This is a genomic window from Alphaproteobacteria bacterium (assembly GCA_020638555.1).
GTDB lineage: Bacteria > Pseudomonadota > Alphaproteobacteria > Bin95 > Bin95 > JACKII01.
Genome location: JACKII010000003.1, coordinates 151,820 through 170,239 on the forward strand (window position 1 = coordinate 151,820; position 18,420 = coordinate 170,239).

Sequence of the window (18,420 nt, forward strand, 5' to 3'; positions counted from 1 at the left end):
CGGCCCCCGCTCCTGTAGGGGGCCGCCGCAAGGCCCCCTCCGACGGAAAGCACCGTTCCCATGCGCTTCCTCGACGAAGCGAAGATTTTCGTCAAAAGCGGTGACGGCGGCCCCGGCTGCGTCAGCTTTCGGCGCGAGAAATTCATCGAGTTCGGCGGGCCGGACGGCGGCGATGGCGGCCGTGGCGGCGACGTGATCGTCGAATGCGTCGACAATCTGAACACGCTGATCGACTACCGCTACCAGCAGCACTACAAGGCCCAGCGCGGCCAGCACGGCATGGGCCGCCAGCGCAGCGGCGCCCGGGGCGAGGATGTGGTGCTGAAAGTGCCCCCCGGCACGCAGATCCTGGATGAGACCGCCGAGCACGTGCTCGCCGACCTGACCGAGGCCGGCGACCGGCTCGTGCTGCTGAAGGGCGGCGATGGCGGCTTCGGCAACCAGCACTACAAGACCGCCACCAACCAGGCGCCGCGCCGGGCCGACCCCGGCTGGCCGGGCGAGGAAATGTGGATCTGGTTGCGGCTGAAGCTGATCGCCGATGTTGGCCTGATCGGCCTGCCCAATGCGGGCAAATCCACCCTGCTCTCCGCCACCAGCCGCGCCCAACCCAAGATCGCGGCCTATCCCTTCACCACCCTGCATCCGAATCTGGGCGTGGTGCGCCGCGGCGAGGACACGCTGGTGCTGGCGGATATTCCCGGCCTGATCGAGGGTGCGAGCGACGGCGCCGGGCTCGGCACGCGGTTCCTCGGCCATATCGAGCGCTGCGATCTGCTGGTGCATCTGGTCGACGGCTCCATGGGCGAGGACGTGGCTGCGGCCTACCGCACCGTGCGCGAGGAGTTGGAGGCTTACGGCGCCGACCTCGAATCCAAGACCGAGTTGCTGGTGCTGAACAAGATCGACGCCATGGACGCGGACGAGATCGCGCTGCAACGGGAATATCTGGCCGAAGCCGCCGGCTGTGACCCCGAGGCGATCTGGCTGCTGTCGGGCGTCAGCGGCAGCGGCGTCGAGGAACTCTGCGACCGGCTGATGCAGCACGTCGCCGAGCGTCGCGCCGCCGAGGCCGAAGCCGAACCCGAACCGTTCGCGCCATGAACCATCCCCTGAACACGGCCGGGCGGGTGGTGGTCAAGATCGGCTCCGCCCTGCTGGTGGATAGCGACGCCGGCACGCCGCGCCAGGCCTGGCTCGCGGCACTGGCGGCAGACATTGCCGGCATGCGCGCCCGCGGCCAGGAAGTGGTGGTGGTGTCCTCCGGCGCCATCGCCCTCGGCCGGCGCTCGTTGCGCCTGCCGAAAGGCACCCTGAAGCTGGAGGAAAGCCAGGCCGCGGCGGCGGCGGGGCAGATTCGCCTTGCCCACGCCTACGAGTCCGCGCTCGGCGCCCATGGCATCCCCGTCGCCCAGGTGCTGGTGACCCTGTCGGATACGGAGGAGCGGCGCCGTTATCTGAACGCCCGCAACACGCTTTCCACTCTGTTGAAACACCGGGCGGTGCCGGTGATCAACGAGAACGACACCGTCGCCACCGACGAGATCAAATACGGCGACAACGATTCGCTGGCCGCCCGCATCGCCCAGATGATCGGCGCCGACGTGCTGGTGCTGCTGTCCGACATCGACGGCCTCTACACCGGCGATCCGCGCCACGACCCCACGGCGGAGTTCTTGCCGCATATCCGGGGCGTCAATGCCCGCATCGAGGCCATGGCCGGCAAGCCGGGCCAGGACGGCACCGGCGGCATGGTCACCAAGCTGGTCGCGGCCAAGATTGCGCTCGGCGCCGGCTGCCACATGCTGATCGCCAGCGGACACCAGCCGCACGCCCTGCAAGCGCTGCTCGACGGCAGCGCGCGCTGCACCTGGTTCGAGTCCGCCACCTCGCCCCGCACGGCGTATAAACAGTGGATCGCCGGCAGCCTGCGGCCGAAGGGTCGGCTGCGCATCGATGCCGGTGCCGCCGCCGCGCTCGGCCGCGGCCGCTCGCTGCTGCCCGCCGGCGTGCGCGCGGTCGAGGAAGAGTTCCAGCGGGGCGACGCCGTTCTGGTGGCCGACCTGCAAGGGCGCGAACTGGCGCGCGGCCTGGTCGCCTATGACAGCGACGACGCCCGCCGCATCGCCGGCCACAAGAGCGCTGTGTTCGAGGACCTGCTCGGCTATCGTGGCCGGCAGGAGATGATCCATCGCGACGACCTGGTGCTGACCGCTCCGTCCCTGCTGGCGGCGGCACCGGCCAAGACGAATCGACGGGAAGCGTCATGACCCAACAGACTGCCAGCGGCCAGACCGGCATGAGCGAGACCGACGCCGACGCACTGCTCGCCGGGATCGGCGCCAGGGCCCGCGCCGCCACGGCCGCACTCGGCAAGGCCAGCGCTGCGGCCAAGGCTCAAGGCCTGCACGAAGCGGCCGAACGGGTGCGCAGCGCTGGCAACGCCCTGCTCGACGCCAATGCCGGCGACTGCGCCCTGGCCGAGAAGAACGGCATTTCTGCCGCCTTCCTCGACCGGCTGCGCCTGACGCCGGACCGGATCGAAGGCATTGCCGGCGGGCTGGACGCCGTCGCGGACCGGCCCGACCCGGTGGGCATGGTCGACCAGGCCTGGACGCCGGCGAACGGCCTCAATATCAGCCGCGTGCGGGTGCCGCTGGGCGTGATCGGCGTCATTTACGAGAGCCGGCCGAACGTCACGGCGGACGCCGGCGGCCTCTGCGTCAAGGCCGGCAATGCGGCGGTGCTGCGCGGCGGCTCCGACAGTTTTGCCACCTCCGGCCTGCTGGTGGATTGCCTTCAGGACGGGTTCGCCGCCGCCGGCCTGCCCCGCGACGCAGTGCAGCGCGTGCCCACCAAGGACCGGGCCGCCGTCGGCGCCATGCTGCGCGCCCGCGGCCTGATCGACGTGATCGTGCCCCGCGGCGGCGCCAGCCTGACCGAACGCGTGTTCCGCGAGGCGCGCATGCCGGTGATCGGCCATCTGGAAGGGCTCTGCCACCTTTATATCGACGCCGCGGCCGACCTGGGCATGGCGCGCGCCATCACCGTCAACGCCAAGATGCGCCGCACCGGCATTTGCGGCGCGGCCGAGACGCTGCTGGTCGACCGGCGTGCGGCCAGCACCCATCTACAACCATTGATTGCCGACCTGCTCGCGGCCGGTTGCGCCGTGCGCGGCGACGAGAGCGCCCAGGCCGCCGACCCGCGGGTGACGCCGGCGGTGGAAAGCGACTGGCGCACGGAATATCTGGACGCGATCATCGCGGTCCGCATCGTCGACGGCGTCGACGGGGCGATGGAGCACATCAACACCTACGGCTCGCACCACACCGATTCGATCGTCACCGGCGACCCGGCCACGGCGGAGCGCTTCCTGGCCGAGGTGGACAGCGCCATCGTGCTGCACAACGCCTCGACCCAGTTCGCCGACGGCGGCGAGTTCGGGTTCGGCGCCGAGATCGGCATTTCCACCGACCGCTTCCACGCCCGCGGCCCGGTCGGCGCCGACCAGCTCACCAGCTACAAATACGTGGTGCGCGGCCACGGCGAAACCCGGCCGTGAAGCCGACCATGAAGAAGGAATGGGGGTGAGCCTTTCCACCGCCACACCGCCCCTGCTCTATGGCCTGGGCCGCGCCAATGGCGGCCGCATCGGCCTGCTTGGCGGCTCGTTCAACCCGGCGCACGAGGGGCATTTGCACATTTCGCGCCTGGCGCTGCAATACCTGCGGCTGGACGCGGTCTGGTGGCTGGTCTCGCCGCAGAATCCGCTGAAATCCGCGGCGGACATGGCCCCGTTCGCTGCCCGGTTCGCCTCGGCGAAGGCCATGGCCCGGCATCCGCGCATCGCCCCCACCGACCTGGAAACCCGGTTCGGCACACGCTACACCGCCGACACGCTGGCCGCACTTCGCCGGGCCTTTCCGGGCACCCGCTTCGTCTGGCTGATGGGGGCGGACAATCTGATCCAGCTGCCGCGCTGGGCCCGGTGGCAGACCATCGCCGCGACGGTTCCCATTGCAGTCTGGGGCCGGCCCACCTATTCTATGCGGGCGATGCTAGGCAAAGCCGCACAGCGCTATGCGCGCAACCGTGTTCCCCTGGAGGCGGCGGGCCAATTGGCCCTGAGTGAGCCGCCTGCCTGGACGTTTTTACCCATCCGGCTGCATTCCGCTTCCGCCACGGCGCTTCGCCGGGCCGGACGGTCGCCAGCCCTCAGCGGAGGACCCAACCGATAATCCCCGACCCCGAACCTCCCAGTCGCCCGACTGCGAGTCCCGCCGTCGACTTCCTGCCCGCCCAACGCGCGCGGAAGCCCAAGGCAAAGCAAGCGGCCGCCGACCGGCTGCGCGACCTGATCCTGCACGTGCTGGACGAGCACAAGGCAGAGGACGTCGTCACCGTCGACCTGGCCGGCAAGAGCCCGATGGCCGACTATATGATCGTCGCCAACGGCCGCTCCCAACGCCAGGTCCAGGCCCTGGCCGACTATGTCGCCCGTGCGGTGAAGGAAAGCGCCGGCGCGCCCAAGGTGGAAGGCCTCGCCCAGGGCGACTGGGTGCTGATCGACACCGGCGACGTGCTCGTGCACCTGTTCCGCCCGGAAGTGCGCGAGTTCTACAACATCGAAGCCATGTGGACCGCATCGCCGGCCGGCGCCCGGACAGCAGGCTCCTCCGTCTCCTGATCGCGAGCCGCCGGGGCCCGCGCACCCGAAAAGGGCCGGTGCCATGCGCATCGTCATCGCCGCTGTCGGGCGGATGCGTGCCGGCCCGGCGCGCGGGCTGCTCGATACCTATCGCAACCGCATGACCACCCTGCCGCTCGACGTGCGCGAGGTGCAGGCGCGCGCCAGCCTGCCCGTGCCGAAAAGGATGGTCGCAGAGGCGGAATTGCTTTTGCAAGCGCTGCCCGAATCTGGTCCGATCATCGCGATGGACGAACGTGGCGACGATCTTTCGAGCCAAGCCCTTGCCGATCTGCTGGGCGGATGGCGGGACCAGGGCCATGCGGCCTGCGGCTTCGCCATCGGCGGAGCCGACGGCCTGGACGAAAGCGTGCGCCGGCGGGCGTCCAAAACCCTCCGCTTCGGCCGGGCGACCTGGCCGCACATGATGGTTCGAGCGATGTTGGCCGAGCAACTCTATCGCGCCCAGCAGATCCTGGCGGGCCACCCCTATCACCGGGATTGAGGCCGCATGGCGCCCCTTCTTCGTCTGGCCGCCCTGGCATTGGCCCTGGCGCTGGCCGTCGGCCCCGCCCGCGCGGCCGCCCCCGACCCGGAACGCGCCGCGGCCGAGCGCCATCTGGAGCAGGCGCAGCAGCAATTGCGCGCCGCCGAAGCGGCCAAGACGGCCTCGGCCGCCGCCGCCGATGCCATGCGCGCCGAAGTGGCGGCCTTGCAGACCGCCGTTCAGTCCGCCGCCGACGATTTGCGCAGCCATGAGCAGGTGATCCGGCAGCGCGCCGCCGAACTGCACGCCCTGCAACGCAAGCAGGCGGATACGCTCGCCGCCTGGCACGCCCGCCGGGCCGAGGTCGGCACGGCGATCTCCGCCCTCACCCGCCTTGCCACCGTGCCGCCCGCCGCCACCCTGTTGCAGGGCACCGATACCACCAGCCGCCTGCGCAGCGCCTTCGTCCTGCGCGCCCTGGTTCCGCGCCTGCAACACCGCGCCGATCGGGTGCGCCAGGACCTGGCCGATATCCGCCGGGCGGCCAAAGACGTGGCCGCCGCCAGGATCGACCTGGTGCAGGCCAAGGCCGGGCTGGAACGCCGTCTCGCCGAGGTGCAGAAACTGGTGCGGCGCAAGAACGCCGTGCTGGCGGTGCGGCAGAACGAGGCCGACCTCGCCATCGCCGCCGCCCACCGCCAGGCCAAGAGCGCCGACGACGTGCGCGAACTGATCGCCCGCCTCGACGACGCCCGCAGCGCCCGCAACGCCGCCATGGCGGCCGAGCGAGCGCGCCGCGCCATCATCGCCCAACGGGCCGGCACCGCCCCGCCGCCGGACCCGGGCCCGCCGCTGCGTCTGGTCGGTCTCGAATCGCGACGCGGCGGCCTGTTGCTGCCGGTCACCGGCTCCGTCACCCGGCGCTTTGGCGAGGGCAAGGACGCCTTCAGCGAGGGTATCAGCGTATCCGCCACGCCCGACGCCCCGGTCCTGGCCCCGGCAGACGGCCGCATTCGTTATGCTGGCGAGTTCCAGAAGTATGGCCTAGTGTTGATCATCGATCACGGCGGCGGCTTCCATTCGGTGTTGACCGGGTTTTCCAGGCTGAACGTCGCGACCGATCAATGGGTTTTGGCAGGCGAACCGGTCGGGCGCGTGGCAGCGCATGGTTCGCTCTATATCGAAATCCGGCGGAACGGCCGGCCGGTCGATCCGTTGCAATGGTTTACCGCTGGGCGCAGCTAGACGCGCGTTAGGAGTTGGAACACATGCGGCGCAACGCCTGCTGCAAGCTCGGTCTGATCGGGGCCGGTTTTGCCCTTGCTCTCGTCACCACCCCCCTTCTCGACCCACCGCCGGCGCAGGCGGCTTCCAACTCGTCCGAAACCTACCGGGCGCTGAACCTGTTCGGGGATGTGTTCGAGCGGGTGCGCTCGGAATATGTCGAGGAAGTCTCCGACGAAAAGCTGGTCGAAGCCGCCATCAACGGCATGTTGTCCTCGCTGGACCCGCATTCCAGCTATCTGAATCCGAAGAATTTCAAGGATATGCAGGTTCAGACCAAGGGCGAGTTCGGCGGGCTCGGCATCGAGGTCACCATGGAGAACGGCCTGGTCAAGGTGGTCTCCCCCATCGACGACACGCCCGCCTACCGCGCGGGCATCCAGTCCGGCGACCTGGTCACCCATCTGGATGGCGAGCCGGTGCTGGGCCTGACCCTGGAGCAGGCCGTCGAGAAAATGCGCGGCAAGCCGGACACCGACATCAAGCTGACCGTGCGGCGCGGCGACCAACCGCCCTTCGAAGTCTCCATCACCCGCGCCGTGATCAAGATCCAGTCCGTGCGCTCCCGGCTGGAAGGCGATATCGGCTATGTGCGCATCACCAGCTTCAGCCAGCAGACCGAAAGCGGCCTGACGAAGGCGGTCAAGAAGCTGGAGAAAGAGGCGCCGAACGGCAAGCTGATCGGCCTGGTGCTGGACCTGCGCAACAATCCGGGCGGCCTGCTCGACCAGGCCATAGCCGTCTCCGACGCCTTCCTGGAGCGGGGTGAGATCGTCTCGACCCGCGGCCGCGACAAGGACAACGCGCAGCGCTTCAACGCCAGCCCGGGCGACATCACCGACAACCTGCCCATGGTCGTGCTGATCAACGGCGGCTCGGCCTCCGCCTCGGAGATTGTCGCCGGCGCGTTGCAGGATCACCGTCGCGCGCTGCTCATGGGCACCACCTCCTTCGGCAAGGGCTCGGTCCAGACCATCCAGCCCATCCCCGGCCATGGCGCGATCCGCCTGACCACCGCACGCTATTACACCCCGTCCGGCCGCTCGATCCAGGCGACCGGCATCGTACCGGATATCGAGGTCCAGCCGGCCAAGGTCGAGGCCATCGACGTCTCCGCCCGCCGGCGCGAGGCCGACCTGCCGGGCGCGCTCGCCAATCCCAACGGCACGTCGGACGGCACGCCGGCGAAGAAGGACGCGGCCCCCGCGGCCAAGCCGAAGCCGGACAGCATGGACAAGGACGAAGGCGCACCCGAGGCACCGGAGGACAAGACCGGCGACAAGGCAGAGGCCAAGCCGGCAACGGCGCCGGTCGACTACCAGTTGTCGCGGGCCATCGACCTGCTGCGCGGCCTCGCCCTCTTCAACAGCCGCAAGGACGGGTAATGGCCGCGGCGCGCAACCCGGAGGGCATGCCTTACCGTCCCTGCGTCGGCATCGCGCTGGCCAATGCCGAGGGACTGCTGTTCCTCGGCCGGCGGGTCGGCACCGAGGACAGTTGGCAGATGCCGCAGGGCGGCATCGACCCCGGCGAGTCCCCCCGGGCGGCCGCCATGCGCGAACTGCGCGAGGAAACCGGCATTGCCCAGGCCGATCTGGTGTTCGAAAGTGCGCACTGGTACCGCTATGACCTGCCGCCTGCGGTGGCCGGTCGGGCGTTGCGCGGCCGCTATCGCGGCCAGGAGCAACGCTGGTTCCTGCTGCGCTTCACCGGCCGGGAACGCGAGATCGACCTGCGCACCCATCACCAGGAATTCTCCGCCTGGCGCTGGGCCGAGCCGGACGAGGTGCTGGCCTGCATCGTCGATTTCAAGCGCCCGGTCTACGAACAGGTGCTGGCCGAGTTCGCCTCGCACCTGGCTGCCCTCCGCAGCCGCTGACCGCCCCTTTCCGGACCCAAGCCGAAGCGCCCCGCGATGACCGACTCCGCCCCCCTCCCCCTTGCCGGCATCCGTGTGCTGGAATTCTGCCACACCATCATGGGGCCGACCGCAGGCGTGATTCTGGCCGACCTCGGCGCCGACGTCATCAAGGTCGAGCCGGCGCCCGCCGGCGACAAGACCCGCCGCCTGCCGGGGTTCGCCGCCGGGTTCTTCGTCAGTTTCAACCGCAACAAGCGCGGCATCGCCCTCGACCTGAAGAGCGAGGCCGGCCGGGCCGTCGCCCACAGGCTGATCGGCCAGGCCGACATGCTGTTCGAGAATTACGGCCCCGGCACGATGGAGCGGCTCGGCTGCGGCTATGACCAGGTCAAGCACCTGAACGAGCGCCTGATCTATGGCGCGCTGAAGGGCTTTCTCTCCGGCCCCTACGAGCACCGGCCGGCGCTGGACGAGGTGGTGCAGTTCATGGGCGGCCTCGCCTACATGACCGGCCCGCCCGGCCGCCCGCTGCGCGCCGGCGCCAGCGTGATCGACATGATGGGCGGCACCATGGCCGTGGTCGCGGCCCTCGCCGCGCTGGAGGAGCGCAAGCGCACCGGCAAGGGCCAGTATCTGAAAAGCGCGCTGTTCGAGAGCACGGCCTGGCTCATGACCCAGCACATGGCCGGCCAGGCGATCACCGGCCGACCGGTGCCGCCAATGCCGGCGCGCGAGGGCGCCTGGGCGGTCTACGAACCGTTCGAGACCGCCGACGGCGACCAGATTTTCATCGGCCTCACCTCCGACAATCACTGGCGCCGCTTCTGCGAGGAATTCGGCCGCCACGACCTGCTGGCCGACGCGCGCTATGCCTCGAACGAGGCCCGCGTCGCCGAGCGCCCGACCCTGCTGCCGCTGGTGGCCGATTTGGTGAAGCGGCATACCACTGCCGAGATCGTCGCCATTGCCGAGCGCATCGGCATCCCGTTCGCCCCGGTCGCCACCGCTGCCGACCTGTTCGACGATCCGCAACTGGCCGCGGCCGGCGGTGGCCTGCTTCCGATCCAACTGCCGAACGGCGACTGGACCAAACTGCCCCGCCTGCCGATCGAGATGGGCGATCACGATCTGGGCCTGCACTGCCAGGCGCCGCAAGTCGGCGAACACACGGCCGAGGTGATGCGGGAAGCCGGCTACAGCGAGGCCGAGATCGCCGCGCTGGCCGAGCAGAAGGCCGTGGTGCTGGGGTAAGGCGGCGGCCGACACCGGCCCCGGACGGCGGCTCCGTCCGCTTCGGGGAACGCCAATGGCCCGCGGGGGATCGCCGACCGAGACGCCTCCGAAACCCGCAATTCCGTCATGGCGAGGCGCGGAGCGACGAAGCCATCCAGGGGGTTTTCAACATGTCAAACCCTGGATTGCTTCGCCTTCGGCTCGCAATGACGGTTTCCGGAGGTATCCAGGAGATTGCCTCCCCGTGGCGGGCGGTTGCGAGAAGCGCTGAGGCATGGCCTACCGCCTGCGCGGGAGAGGGGAGGGAGTGGAGACCATCCGGATTCGCCGCCACGCCTCCCCAAAAAAACGGCCTTCAAACGAAATCCCATTCCGGCCTTGTCATGCCGACAAAGGTCTCGCCGATCCCGCCGGGGGTGTTTCGGGCCAGCAGGTCGCGCAGCGAGACCGTGTTCTGGATCGCATCCCACCCCGGCGCGCTGAACGTCTCCGGCTTGAACACGTGCTCCGAGAGCAGCGGGTTGGTCAGCGCCTGGCTGAAGGCGTCGATGGCGACGAAGCGCAGAATCAGCGGCGGCAGCGAGGAATTGACCGTCCGGTCCTCCGCGAACAGGCCGACGAAAAACTCGATCCGGTCGACACTGCCATAGGCCCGGCGCAGCATCTCGGCCGCTTGCGGATCGCTGGTCACGTCCTCGAAACGCTGCGGCCGGTCGAGGCCCACATAGGCGCGGTAGTCGCTGTAACTGGCCAGCTGGCAGGCCCGCCCCTGGCGGATCGAGCGTTCCTCCACATGCAACAGCCGCTTGGTGGTGTTGAACAGGCCGAGCCGCGTCGCCGGCGTGGCGCTGATATCCCGGAACGCCGCCAGCAGGCCGCCGCGCAACAGCACGCCGTGGTCGAGGAAGGTGCGCGCCACCGGCACCGGCTCGCCACCGCCCCAGGGGATCGCGTCCGGGATCAGGGCGTGCCAGCGATAGAGCAGGCTGAACTCGGTCGTGATCCAGTTCGGCTTGTTCCAGGCCGCCCGCCAGGCCGCGCGCGGGTCGGCGCGGATGGAAAAATTCTTCGGCGAGATATGGTTGATGTATTCCTCGACCACGATCTTGATGAAGAGGACGATCACCACATTGCGCGCCGTCTCGAACACGCGGGTATCGTCCCAATCCGGGTGGCGCTGCGCGATCTCGCCGGCCAGCCGGTTGTGCTCGCGCAGGAACAGCGTGTTCAGCATCGCCACCTGCGGCACCGAGTTGGCGCGGTCGCCGCCGAACGCGAACAGGGTGGCGCGCTTCTCTGCCGCCAGGCCGTCACCGTCGCCCAGCACCGGGTCCAGCACCGCGAATTGCGGGTCGAGTTCGCCGTCGCGGTAGAGAAACGGCGCATACTCCTCGCCGTCGATCGTCTGCGACTTCAGGCGGCCGCGTTCGCCCGGCGTCTCGCTGTTCTGCCGCAGCGCCGCGGTTTGCGCCGGGGTGCGGCCATAGAGCGGGCAGAGGTCGATCTGGTGGTTGGAGGTGGTGCGCCGGAACAACTCGTCGTCCGAAAGACCCGACAAGCCGATACGGTCGGCCAGCGGCTCGGTCAGGGTGCGGATGAAGCCGTCGGTCAGGTATTGCGCGAAGGCCGGGAACAGACAGGTGGACTTGCCGTCCGGGTCCGCCGGCCGATCCTCCGGCCGGGCGAACAGCCGGGTCAGCGTCTCGACCGGCGGCAGGTCGGCGACCGGCTTGGGCGGCAGGTGGCGGCCGCTCCAACTCCGGTCCGACAGCGCGGTCCAACTGGTATAGGGCTGGGCCGTGCTCCAGGGATGCGGCCGGGTGCGGGCCCGCCCCACCGCCCGGTTGATCAGGATGCGGTTGGCGTGCACGGCCAGGACGGGCACGGCTTCGACCACGTCGAACAGGCGACGCTCCAACCAACGCAGAGCGGATGAACTGGCCATGGTGGGATCGTCCTTGCTGTCGCCGCGTGTCATTGCCGTCCTGGTAACACGATTCAACCGCAACGGCTGTGATTTCGGCCACTTCCCACACCCGGCACAGGGCACCGGCATTGTTCCAAAGACCAATGCGTGTAGACTTTTCCGCCAACGCCATCCGTATCTTCCCCATCAAGGAACCGCCTCCCCATGTCCTCCCCTTCCGCGCCGCCGCTCGACGGCTTGCTGGTGCTCGACTTCACCCGGGTGATTGCCGGCCCCTATCTGACCCAGATGCTGGGCGATCTGGGCGCCGAGATTGTCAAGATCGAGGACCCGCGCGGCGGCGACGACTTCCGCCACTACCGGCCCGCCGGCTGGCAGGGCGATGCCCCCTATTTCCTGGGCCTGAACCGCAACAAGAAAAGCGTGCTGGTCGACCTCGCCAGCGAGGCCGGGCGCCGGGCCTGCCGCGAACTGGCGGCCAAGGCCGATATCCTGGTGGAGAATTTCCGCCCCGACGTCATGGCGAAATACGGCCTCGCCTATGACGATCTCAAGGAGCTGAACCCGCGCCTGGTCTACTGTTCCATTTCCGGCTACGGCCATTCCTCCCCCTTCCGCCTGGTGGCCGGCTACGACCCGATTGCCCAGGCGGAAACCGGCCTGATGTACCTGACCGGGCCGGAGGAGATCGAGCCGCAAAAGGCCGGCGGCTCCGTCGCGGACACCTTCACCAGCCTGCATGCGGGCATGGGGTTGATGGCGGCGCTGGAGGCGCGCCACCGCACCGGCCGGGGCCAGCACGTGGACGTGTCGCTGTTCGATTCCATGTTCGCCGCCACCGGCTATGCCGCCATGTATCCGCTGATGCTGGGCGAGGACATGCCGCGCCTCGGCAACGGTTCGCTGGTGCTGACCCCGCTCGGCACCTATGACTGCGCCGACGGCCAGATCATGATCGTGGTCGGCAACGACCGGCAATACGCCCGCTTCTGCGAGGCGCTGGAGCGGCCGGACATGGCGGACGACCCGCGCTATGCCAGCATCGCCTCGCGCCTGGAACACCGCGCGGCGCTGGAGGCCGAAGTGGTGGCGGCCCTCAAGACCCGCCCGCGCGCCGAATGGGTCGACCGGCTGCGCGCCGCCGGCGTGCCCGCCGGCGCGGTGCGTACGCCGAAAGAGGCCGTCGCCTCACCGGAGGCCACCGGCCGCGACATGCTGCAACCGGCCCGCTATGCGGAGACGACCCAGGACGTGGTCTGGTCGCCGCTCCGCCTCTCCGACACGCCGCCGCGCAAGCCGGGCCGGGTGCCGCTGCACGGCGAGCACACCGACGAGGTGCTGGCCGAGATGCTGGGCTACTCCGCCACCCAGATCGCCGCAGTGAAAGGCGGCTAGGCAAGGAGGAAAGGGCCGGCACCGCCCCTCCTGCCCCCGGTCGCGCCACGCCCGTTCATGCTTGGCGCAACCGGGGGGCCGTGTGCGCTGTTGTCAGACGGGAACCATTGGCGATACACTCGGTCCATGGTTGAATTGTGCCACGGCGCGGGGGCGAGCGAATGGCAGATGCGGGCATTCCGGGGCAAGAGCCGAACCAACAAGCAACCGAAGAACCTGTCCAGCGGCATCCACTTTGGCGCTGGCTTCGCGGTTTCACCGAGCATGTGCTGCTGACGCCCTGGTCGCTGGTTCTGGTGATCTGGGCGTCTTGCCTGGGGAGCGGCATCGGCACTGTGGATGCGGATTGGTCCACCGCCGCCACCCTCATCCAGGGTCGCCATGTGTTCACCAACCTGGACTGGGATTGGCCTTCAGCTACGAGCGCTTTTTGGCGCCATACCGGCGGATTCCTCATCCTGTTCATCGGCTTTACGGCGATTAGCGCAGTATTTTATTGCGCATTTCTAAGAATTACAAAGAACTCGCAGCGTCCGATTTGGATCATAATCCAACTCTCCTGGCTATGGGTCTTTACCAATATTCGGGTTCGCTGCGATTTTGACCTGCACGGAGACGCAAAGGCTTGGGAGAAGGCCGCAAACAACCCTGCCGATGATGCGACCCTAGAGCGGTTTCGCTTCTGAAAGAGTCGTTGGGGGATTCCCGTGGGACCGAATTTCTGATTCAGAGTAAGGGCTGGTGAGGGAGGCCAGCCGCGATGGCGACAGCTCTTTCCGTTGATCTTCGTTCCCGTGTGATTGCTGCCGTTGATGACGGCATGAGCCGTCGTCGGGCCGCGACGCGGTTTGGTGTCAGCTACTCTTCTGCGATCCGCTGGGTTCGGCAGGCGCGGGAGACGGGCAATCTCGCGCCAAAGCCGCAAGGCGGTGCACGGCGGGAGAGCATCATCGACCGGCATGCGGCTCTGGTCATGGGCTGGATCGATGCCGAGCCGGACCTGACGCTCCCGGAGATCGCGATGCGGTTGGACGATGCGGTCGGCTACCGCCCGCCACCGAGTGTGGTGCACGCTTTCTTCAAGCGCCACGGCGTGACGCGCAAAAAAAGACGGCGCATGCGGCCGAGCAAGACCGGCCGGACGTAGCGCAGCGACGGCACGCCTGGTTCGACGCCCAGCCGGACCTCGATCCGGAGCGTCTGGTCTTCATCGACGAGAGTGGAACCTCGACCAAGATGGCGCGGATGTATGGCCGTGCGCGCAAGGGCGAGCGCTGCCGGGCGCCGGTTCCGCACGGGCATTGGAAGACAACGACGTTCGTCGGCGGCCTGACGCTTGCGGGCGTGGTCGCGCCGATGACGCTCGACGGTGCCATGAGCGGAGCGGCTTTCCTCGCCTATGTCAGCCAAGTCCTGGCGCCGACGCTGCGCCGCGGCGATGTCGTGGTGATGGACAACCTGCCGGCCCACAAATCCATCGCCGTCCGAGAGACCATCGAGGCTGCCGGCGCCGTCCTGCTGTTCCTTCCGCCCTACAGCCCCGACTTCAATCCGATCGAGCTTGCCTTTGCCAAGATCAAGGCGCTGCTCAAAAAGGCCGCCGCCCGCACACTTCCCGCACTCTGGGACGCCATCCGCGACGCCATCGACGCCGTCACTCCGAACGACGCCCGCAGCTTCTTCACCGCATGCGGTTACGAACCAGAATGAAACGATTCCGCTCTAGCCCGTTTCTACTGGTTTCCGCTTTATGGCGGCATCGCCATTTGGCTGGGAGGGCTGGTCACCGTCAGCGCGCTCTGCGTCGATGGAATTTTCAACATCCGCTCGCTGCCCATCCACGAAACCAGCTTGCGACTGGTAACGACGATTGTCATTTACACCACGATATTATTGGTGATTTCCCTTTTATTCATAGCGAATTTGCGCGCCACACTCTGCAAAGATAAGGAAAAAAACGACGAAAAAGAAAAATATAAGAAATTAAGATTGACAATTATCCGCAATATGTGGTCAACCGATAAAATAAACACCTCCTTCTTGTTAAGATATCTTTATGATATACTTAATACCAATAAAACTAAACAAGATATAAATTTTAAATACCTTATTTTATCTTCAATATTAATCAATATAGTAAAAATTATTCTCTTCACAATGACCATTGAACTGGTTTTCCAGACCTTCGCGATCGACCGCCTGTACGAACTGACTTACGGCCTGAACCCCAACGAAAATTTCCGTGGCTTGGTGCTGATGCTGGTGATCATTGTTGTGTTCACCAACAACATGCCGTTGCTGTTTTCGCTGGCCTGGACCGTGAATGTTGTCGCGCCCATTCTCATCAATCTCGGCTACGACCCCGTTCTCTCCGTCAGCGCCGCAGCCCTGTTTTGCGGCGCCAATTTCGCGACACCCACCGGTTCCGAAGTGGTCGCGATGTTGGATCGACGACTGGACTCAAAAACAGTCCGGAAAATCATTGCCGACTTCTACAATGAAATCAAAAATCATCTCGGCATAGGATCGTTTGGGTTAATAAAATCGACCCTCGGATTTTTTGCCTTCTTGATATGGCATTATTTTTGCTATTGGAAACTGCATACGCGCTATGTCTGGACATATTTTGCGCTGATCCTGATCCCGTTTGCGATGCCCCCCCGGGATTGGGCCCCCTTGGCCTGGGATGGACGGTTCGGGAACATATGGCCATTTCACCTGCAAGTCTTGCTTGGCATGGTGTTGATTCTGATCGCCATGAAATACTTCCGCACGGGCCCCTTCTTTCCCGGCCGGCCCGTCTGGCAGATGGTGCGGCTTTGCCTGATGCTCTCGGGCTCGGCGTTACTCTTGGACCAAACCCACGTGTTCCGACTCAGCCAGCATTTCTTGCTGACCGCCGGCGTCGTGTTGGCGGTTTTGCCCTTCCTGGTCTGGTGGTTTCTCAGCAAAACGACCGATTACGGTCGTCAGAACACCAAACGAACGGCGCCCGCCGCCCCACCCAAGCCCTTGCCAACGCCGCCGATATGACGGCATGGTACGCGCCCCTTTGGTCCGGATCGAGCCCCATGCCGCCGAAACACAACCCGCTGAAACTGAACGCCTTGCAGCTGAAGACTCTGACCGTGTTGCAGCAGCTGGCGCGCTTCCCGCAATACAGCAACCGCGACGCCGAAACGGGCGAGGCGGTGATCATGCGCTTCCCGCATGCCCATGGCGATCATTTCCACTGCGGCGATGCGGTCGTGCTGAGCCGCGATGCCACCGGCCTGCAGAACGAAAAGGTCTGGCGCGCGCTGGAGCGCAAGGGGCTGGCCCGCCCCGTCTCCGCCACCGCGCTCGCGCTGTCGGCGGCAGGCGAGGCCTACGACACCGGCCTTTCCGACCGGATTCTGCACCGCGCCGACCACTGATCCCGACGATCCAGCGTCCGGACCGGCGCGCCCCGGCCTGAAGACCGCAGGCGCCGGAGACGCCAATGTTTCCCGGCCGCGCCGGAGGCGTAGGGCCGGGACCGGTGTCCTCCTTCGAACACCGTCCCTGCCCGTGTTCGCAGGCCCCGGCCGGCCCCGGATCGGCGCTCCGCACCCTCCGGGGAACAAGAGCGGTGTGATCGGCCCGTCGGCGTCTTCCCCGGCGGGGATCAGCCCGCCGGCGTCGGCCCAGGCGGGGGTCAGCCCGCCACCGTCTTCCCCGGCGGGGATCAGCCCGCCACTTTGCGCGCGGCTTTCTTGCGCTCGTGGATGTCCAGATAGCGCTTGCGCAGGCGCACGCTCACCGGCGTCACCTCGACCAGTTCGTCGTCGTCGATATAGGCCAGCGCCTTTTCCAGCGTCATCTTGATGGGCGGCGTCAGGTCCAGCGCGTCGTCCTTGCCGGCGGCGCGGAAATTGGTGAGCTGTTTTGCCTTCAGCGGGTTCACGTCCAGGTCCTGGCCCTTGGCGTGCTCGCCCAGGATCATGCCCTGGTAGACCGGCTCGCCGGGCGAGACGAACAGGAAGCCGCGCTCCTCCAGATTGTAAAGCGCATAGGCCACCGCCTTGCCCTGCTCCAGGCTGATGAGCACGCCCGTCCGCCGCGTCTCGATCGGCCCCTTGTAGGGCGCGTAGTGGCTGAACAGCCGGTTCATGACGCCGGTGCCGCGGGTATCGGTCAGGAACTCGCCGTGATAGCCGATCAGGCCGCGCGACGGCGCGTGGAACACCAGCCGCGTCTTGCCGGCGCCGGCCGGCCGCATTTCCTGCATCTCGCCACGACGCTGGCCCAGTTTTTCCACCACCGAGCCGGCATAGTCCTCGTCGACGTCGATGACGACTTCCTCGATCGGCTCCTCGCGCTGGCCCTGTTCGTTGGCGCGGAACAGCACCCGCGGACGGCTGACCGAAAGCTCGAAGCCCTCGCGGCGCATGGTTTCGATCAGCACCGCCAGTTGCAACTCGCCCCGGCCGGAGACTTCGAACGCATCCTTTTCCTCGGTCTCGCGCACCTGGATCGCGACATTGCCTTCGGCCTCGCGCAGCAGGCGGTCGCGGATCAGGCGGCTGGTGACCTTGTCGCCTTCCAGGCCCGCCAGCGGCGAATCGTTGATCGAGAAGGTCATGGCCAGGGTCGAGGGGTCGATGGGCTGGGCCGGCAGCGGTGCCTCGACTTCCGGGGTGGCGATGGTGTCGGCCACCGTCGCCTCCGACAGGCCGGCAATGGTGACGATGTCGCCGGCCTGCGCTTCCTCCAGCGGCTCGCGCGCCAGGCCGCGGAACGCCAGGAGCTTGGAAATGCGGCCAACCTCGACCACGCTGCCGTCGCGGCGCAGCGCCCGCACCGGCATGTTCGCCCGCGCCTTGCCGCTCTGGATGCGCCCGGTCAGCAGCCGGCCCAGATAGGGGTCGCGCTCCACCGTGGTCGCCAGCATGGCGAACGGCGCGTCGGCATCGACGGTGGGCGGCGGCACATGGGCGACGATGGTGTCGAACAGCGCATCCATATTGCCCGGCCGCTCGTCCGGATCGGCCGCGGCCCAGCCCTGCTTGGCGCTGGAGAACAGGGTCGGGAAGTCCAGTTGCGCCTCGTTGGCGTCGAGCGCGGCGAACAGGTCGAAGGTTTCGTCCTGCACCTCGAAGGCGCGCTGTTCCGGCTTGTCGACCTTGTTGATCAGCACGATCGGGTTCAGACCCAGGCGCAGCGCCTTGCCGACCACGAACTTGGTCTGCGGCATCGGCCCTTCGGCGGCGTCCACCAGCACGACGACGCCGTCGACCATGCTGAGAATGCGCTCCACCTCGCCACCGAAATCGGCGTGGCCGGGGGTGTCGACGATGTTGATGCGCGTGTTCTTCCAGACGACGCTGGTGCATTTCGCCAGGATGGTGATGCCGCGCTCGCGCTCCTGGTCGTTCGAGTCCATGGCGCGCTCGGCCACTTTCTGGTGGGCGCGGAAGGTGCCGGACTGGTGCAGCAGGCAATCGACCAGGGTCGTCTTGCCATGGTCGACGTGCGCGATGATCGCGATGTTGCGGATATCCATGCGGGCGGAGACTTTCCGT

General features: G+C 67.3%; 16 protein-coding genes and 1 pseudogene. 15 read left to right on the forward strand and 2 right to left on the reverse strand.

Annotation, left to right across the window (positions count from 1 at the left end; genetic code table 11):
* The first annotated feature begins 60 nt into the window (after window positions 1-60).
* The 10 genes from obgE to H6844_12330 are packed head-to-tail and all read left to right on the forward strand — an operon-like array spanning window position 61 to window position 9,573.
* Window positions 61-1,104 carry a GTPase ObgE gene (gene obgE / locus H6844_12285; GenBank protein MCB9930175.1) on the forward strand — a complete coding sequence of 348 codons (1,044 nt, stop codon included), beginning with the start codon at window positions 61-63 and terminating at the stop codon, window positions 1,102-1,104.
* Window positions 1,101-2,270 (forward strand): glutamate 5-kinase, encoded by a 1,170-nt coding sequence (locus H6844_12290; GenBank protein ID MCB9930176.1) that lies wholly within the window; start codon window positions 1,101-1,103, stop codon window positions 2,268-2,270. The genes obgE and H6844_12290 overlap by 4 nt, the downstream gene beginning before the upstream one ends.
* A 29-nt stretch (window positions 2,271-2,299) precedes the next feature.
* On the forward strand, window positions 2,300-3,565 hold the full coding sequence (locus H6844_12295) for a glutamate-5-semialdehyde dehydrogenase (protein MCB9930177.1): 1,266 nt from the start codon (window positions 2,300-2,302) through the stop codon (window positions 3,563-3,565).
* 19 nt (window positions 3,566-3,584) lie between these two features.
* Window positions 3,585-4,241: a nicotinate-nucleotide adenylyltransferase gene (locus H6844_12300; GenBank protein ID MCB9930178.1), complete on the forward strand. Its 657-nt coding sequence runs from the start codon at window positions 3,585-3,587 to the stop codon at window positions 4,239-4,241.
* Between the two features lie 53 nt (window positions 4,242-4,294).
* Window positions 4,295-4,690, forward strand: a complete 396-nt coding sequence (gene rsfS / locus H6844_12305; protein MCB9930179.1) for a ribosome silencing factor — start codon at window positions 4,295-4,297, stop codon at window positions 4,688-4,690.
* 43 nt (window positions 4,691-4,733) lie between these two features.
* Window positions 4,734-5,195, forward strand: coding sequence for a 23S rRNA (pseudouridine(1915)-N(3))-methyltransferase RlmH (gene rlmH / locus H6844_12310; protein ID MCB9930180.1), 462 nt, complete (start codon window positions 4,734-4,736; stop codon window positions 5,193-5,195).
* Between the two features lie 6 nt (window positions 5,196-5,201).
* Complete coding sequence (locus tag H6844_12315; GenBank protein ID MCB9930181.1) at window positions 5,202-6,422, forward strand: peptidoglycan DD-metalloendopeptidase family protein; 1,221 nt, start codon at window positions 5,202-5,204, stop codon at window positions 6,420-6,422.
* Between the two features lie 23 nt (window positions 6,423-6,445).
* A complete protein-coding gene (locus H6844_12320) occupies window positions 6,446-7,846 on the forward strand; it encodes a S41 family peptidase (GenBank protein ID MCB9930182.1) in 1,401 nt (466 codons plus the stop codon).
* Window positions 7,846-8,340 carry an RNA pyrophosphohydrolase gene (locus H6844_12325; protein MCB9930183.1) on the forward strand — a complete coding sequence of 165 codons (495 nt, stop codon included), beginning with the start codon at window positions 7,846-7,848 and terminating at the stop codon, window positions 8,338-8,340. Before H6844_12320 ends, H6844_12325 begins: the two co-directional genes overlap by 1 nt.
* Window positions 8,341-8,376: 36 nt before the next feature.
* Complete coding sequence (locus H6844_12330) at window positions 8,377-9,573, forward strand: CoA transferase (protein ID MCB9930184.1); 1,197 nt, start codon at window positions 8,377-8,379, stop codon at window positions 9,571-9,573.
* A gap of 337 nt (window positions 9,574-9,910) precedes the next feature.
* Here the strand turns inward: H6844_12330 and H6844_12335 are convergent, their stop codons facing one another.
* On the reverse strand, window positions 9,911-11,500 hold the full coding sequence (locus H6844_12335) for a heme peroxidase (GenBank protein MCB9930185.1): 1,590 nt from the start codon (window positions 11,498-11,500) through the stop codon (window positions 9,911-9,913).
* A 186-nt stretch (window positions 11,501-11,686) separates the two neighbouring features.
* On the opposite strand from H6844_12335, the gene H6844_12340 reads away from it, so the two are divergent.
* From H6844_12340 to H6844_12360, 5 genes and pseudogenes are all read left to right on the forward strand, one after another.
* Window positions 11,687-12,877, forward strand: coding sequence for a CoA transferase (locus H6844_12340; GenBank protein ID MCB9930186.1), 1,191 nt, complete (start codon window positions 11,687-11,689; stop codon window positions 12,875-12,877).
* 161 nt (window positions 12,878-13,038) lie between these two features.
* Complete coding sequence (locus H6844_12345; protein MCB9930187.1) at window positions 13,039-13,563, forward strand: hypothetical protein; 525 nt, start codon at window positions 13,039-13,041, stop codon at window positions 13,561-13,563.
* A gap of 74 nt (window positions 13,564-13,637) precedes the next feature.
* A pseudogene (locus tag H6844_12350) lies at window positions 13,638-14,587 on the forward strand (IS630 family transposase).
* Window positions 14,588-15,034: 447 nt separating this feature from the next.
* Window positions 15,035-15,910 carry a hypothetical protein gene (locus H6844_12355; GenBank protein ID MCB9930188.1) on the forward strand — a complete coding sequence of 292 codons (876 nt, stop codon included), beginning with the start codon at window positions 15,035-15,037 and terminating at the stop codon, window positions 15,908-15,910.
* Between the two features lie 38 nt (window positions 15,911-15,948).
* Complete coding sequence (locus tag H6844_12360; GenBank protein MCB9930189.1) at window positions 15,949-16,293, forward strand: hypothetical protein; 345 nt, start codon at window positions 15,949-15,951, stop codon at window positions 16,291-16,293.
* 290 nt (window positions 16,294-16,583) lie between these two features.
* On the opposite strand, the gene typA is transcribed toward H6844_12360, so the two are convergent.
* Entirely contained in the window at window positions 16,584-18,401 is a 1,818-nt protein-coding gene (gene typA, locus H6844_12365) for a translational GTPase TypA (GenBank protein MCB9930190.1), read from the reverse strand.
* Window positions 18,402-18,420 lie beyond the last annotated feature (19 nt).

Excerpts from the sequence above, each read along its gene's own strand:
- obgE (MCB9930175.1), top strand. The coding sequence starts at position 61 with ATGCGCTTCCTCGACGAAGCGAAGATTTTCGTCAAAAGCGGTGACGGC.
- H6844_12290 (MCB9930176.1), top strand. The coding sequence starts at position 1,101 with ATGAACCATCCCCTGAACACGGCCGGGCGGGTGGTGGTCAAGATCGGC.
- H6844_12295 (MCB9930177.1), top strand. The coding sequence starts at position 2,300 with ATGAGCGAGACCGACGCCGACGCACTGCTCGCCGGGATCGGCGCCAGG.
- H6844_12300 (MCB9930178.1), top strand. The coding sequence starts at position 3,585 with ATGGGGGTGAGCCTTTCCACCGCCACACCGCCCCTGCTCTATGGCCTG.
- rlmH (MCB9930180.1), top strand. The coding sequence starts at position 4,734 with ATGCGCATCGTCATCGCCGCTGTCGGGCGGATGCGTGCCGGCCCGGCG.
- H6844_12315 (MCB9930181.1), top strand. The coding sequence starts at position 5,202 with ATGGCGCCCCTTCTTCGTCTGGCCGCCCTGGCATTGGCCCTGGCGCTG.
- H6844_12320 (MCB9930182.1), top strand. The coding sequence starts at position 6,446 with ATGCGGCGCAACGCCTGCTGCAAGCTCGGTCTGATCGGGGCCGGTTTT.
- H6844_12325 (MCB9930183.1), top strand. The coding sequence starts at position 7,846 with ATGGCCGCGGCGCGCAACCCGGAGGGCATGCCTTACCGTCCCTGCGTC.
- H6844_12330 (MCB9930184.1), top strand. The coding sequence starts at position 8,377 with ATGACCGACTCCGCCCCCCTCCCCCTTGCCGGCATCCGTGTGCTGGAA.
- H6844_12335 (MCB9930185.1), bottom strand. The coding sequence starts at position 11,500 with ATGGCCAGTTCATCCGCTCTGCGTTGGTTGGAGCGTCGCCTGTTCGAC.
- H6844_12340 (MCB9930186.1), top strand. The coding sequence starts at position 11,687 with ATGTCCTCCCCTTCCGCGCCGCCGCTCGACGGCTTGCTGGTGCTCGAC.
- H6844_12345 (MCB9930187.1), top strand. The coding sequence starts at position 13,039 with ATGGCAGATGCGGGCATTCCGGGGCAAGAGCCGAACCAACAAGCAACC.
- H6844_12355 (MCB9930188.1), top strand. The coding sequence starts at position 15,035 with ATGACCATTGAACTGGTTTTCCAGACCTTCGCGATCGACCGCCTGTAC.
- H6844_12360 (MCB9930189.1), top strand. The coding sequence starts at position 15,949 with ATGCCGCCGAAACACAACCCGCTGAAACTGAACGCCTTGCAGCTGAAG.
- typA (MCB9930190.1), bottom strand. The coding sequence starts at position 18,401 with ATGGATATCCGCAACATCGCGATCATCGCGCACGTCGACCATGGCAAG.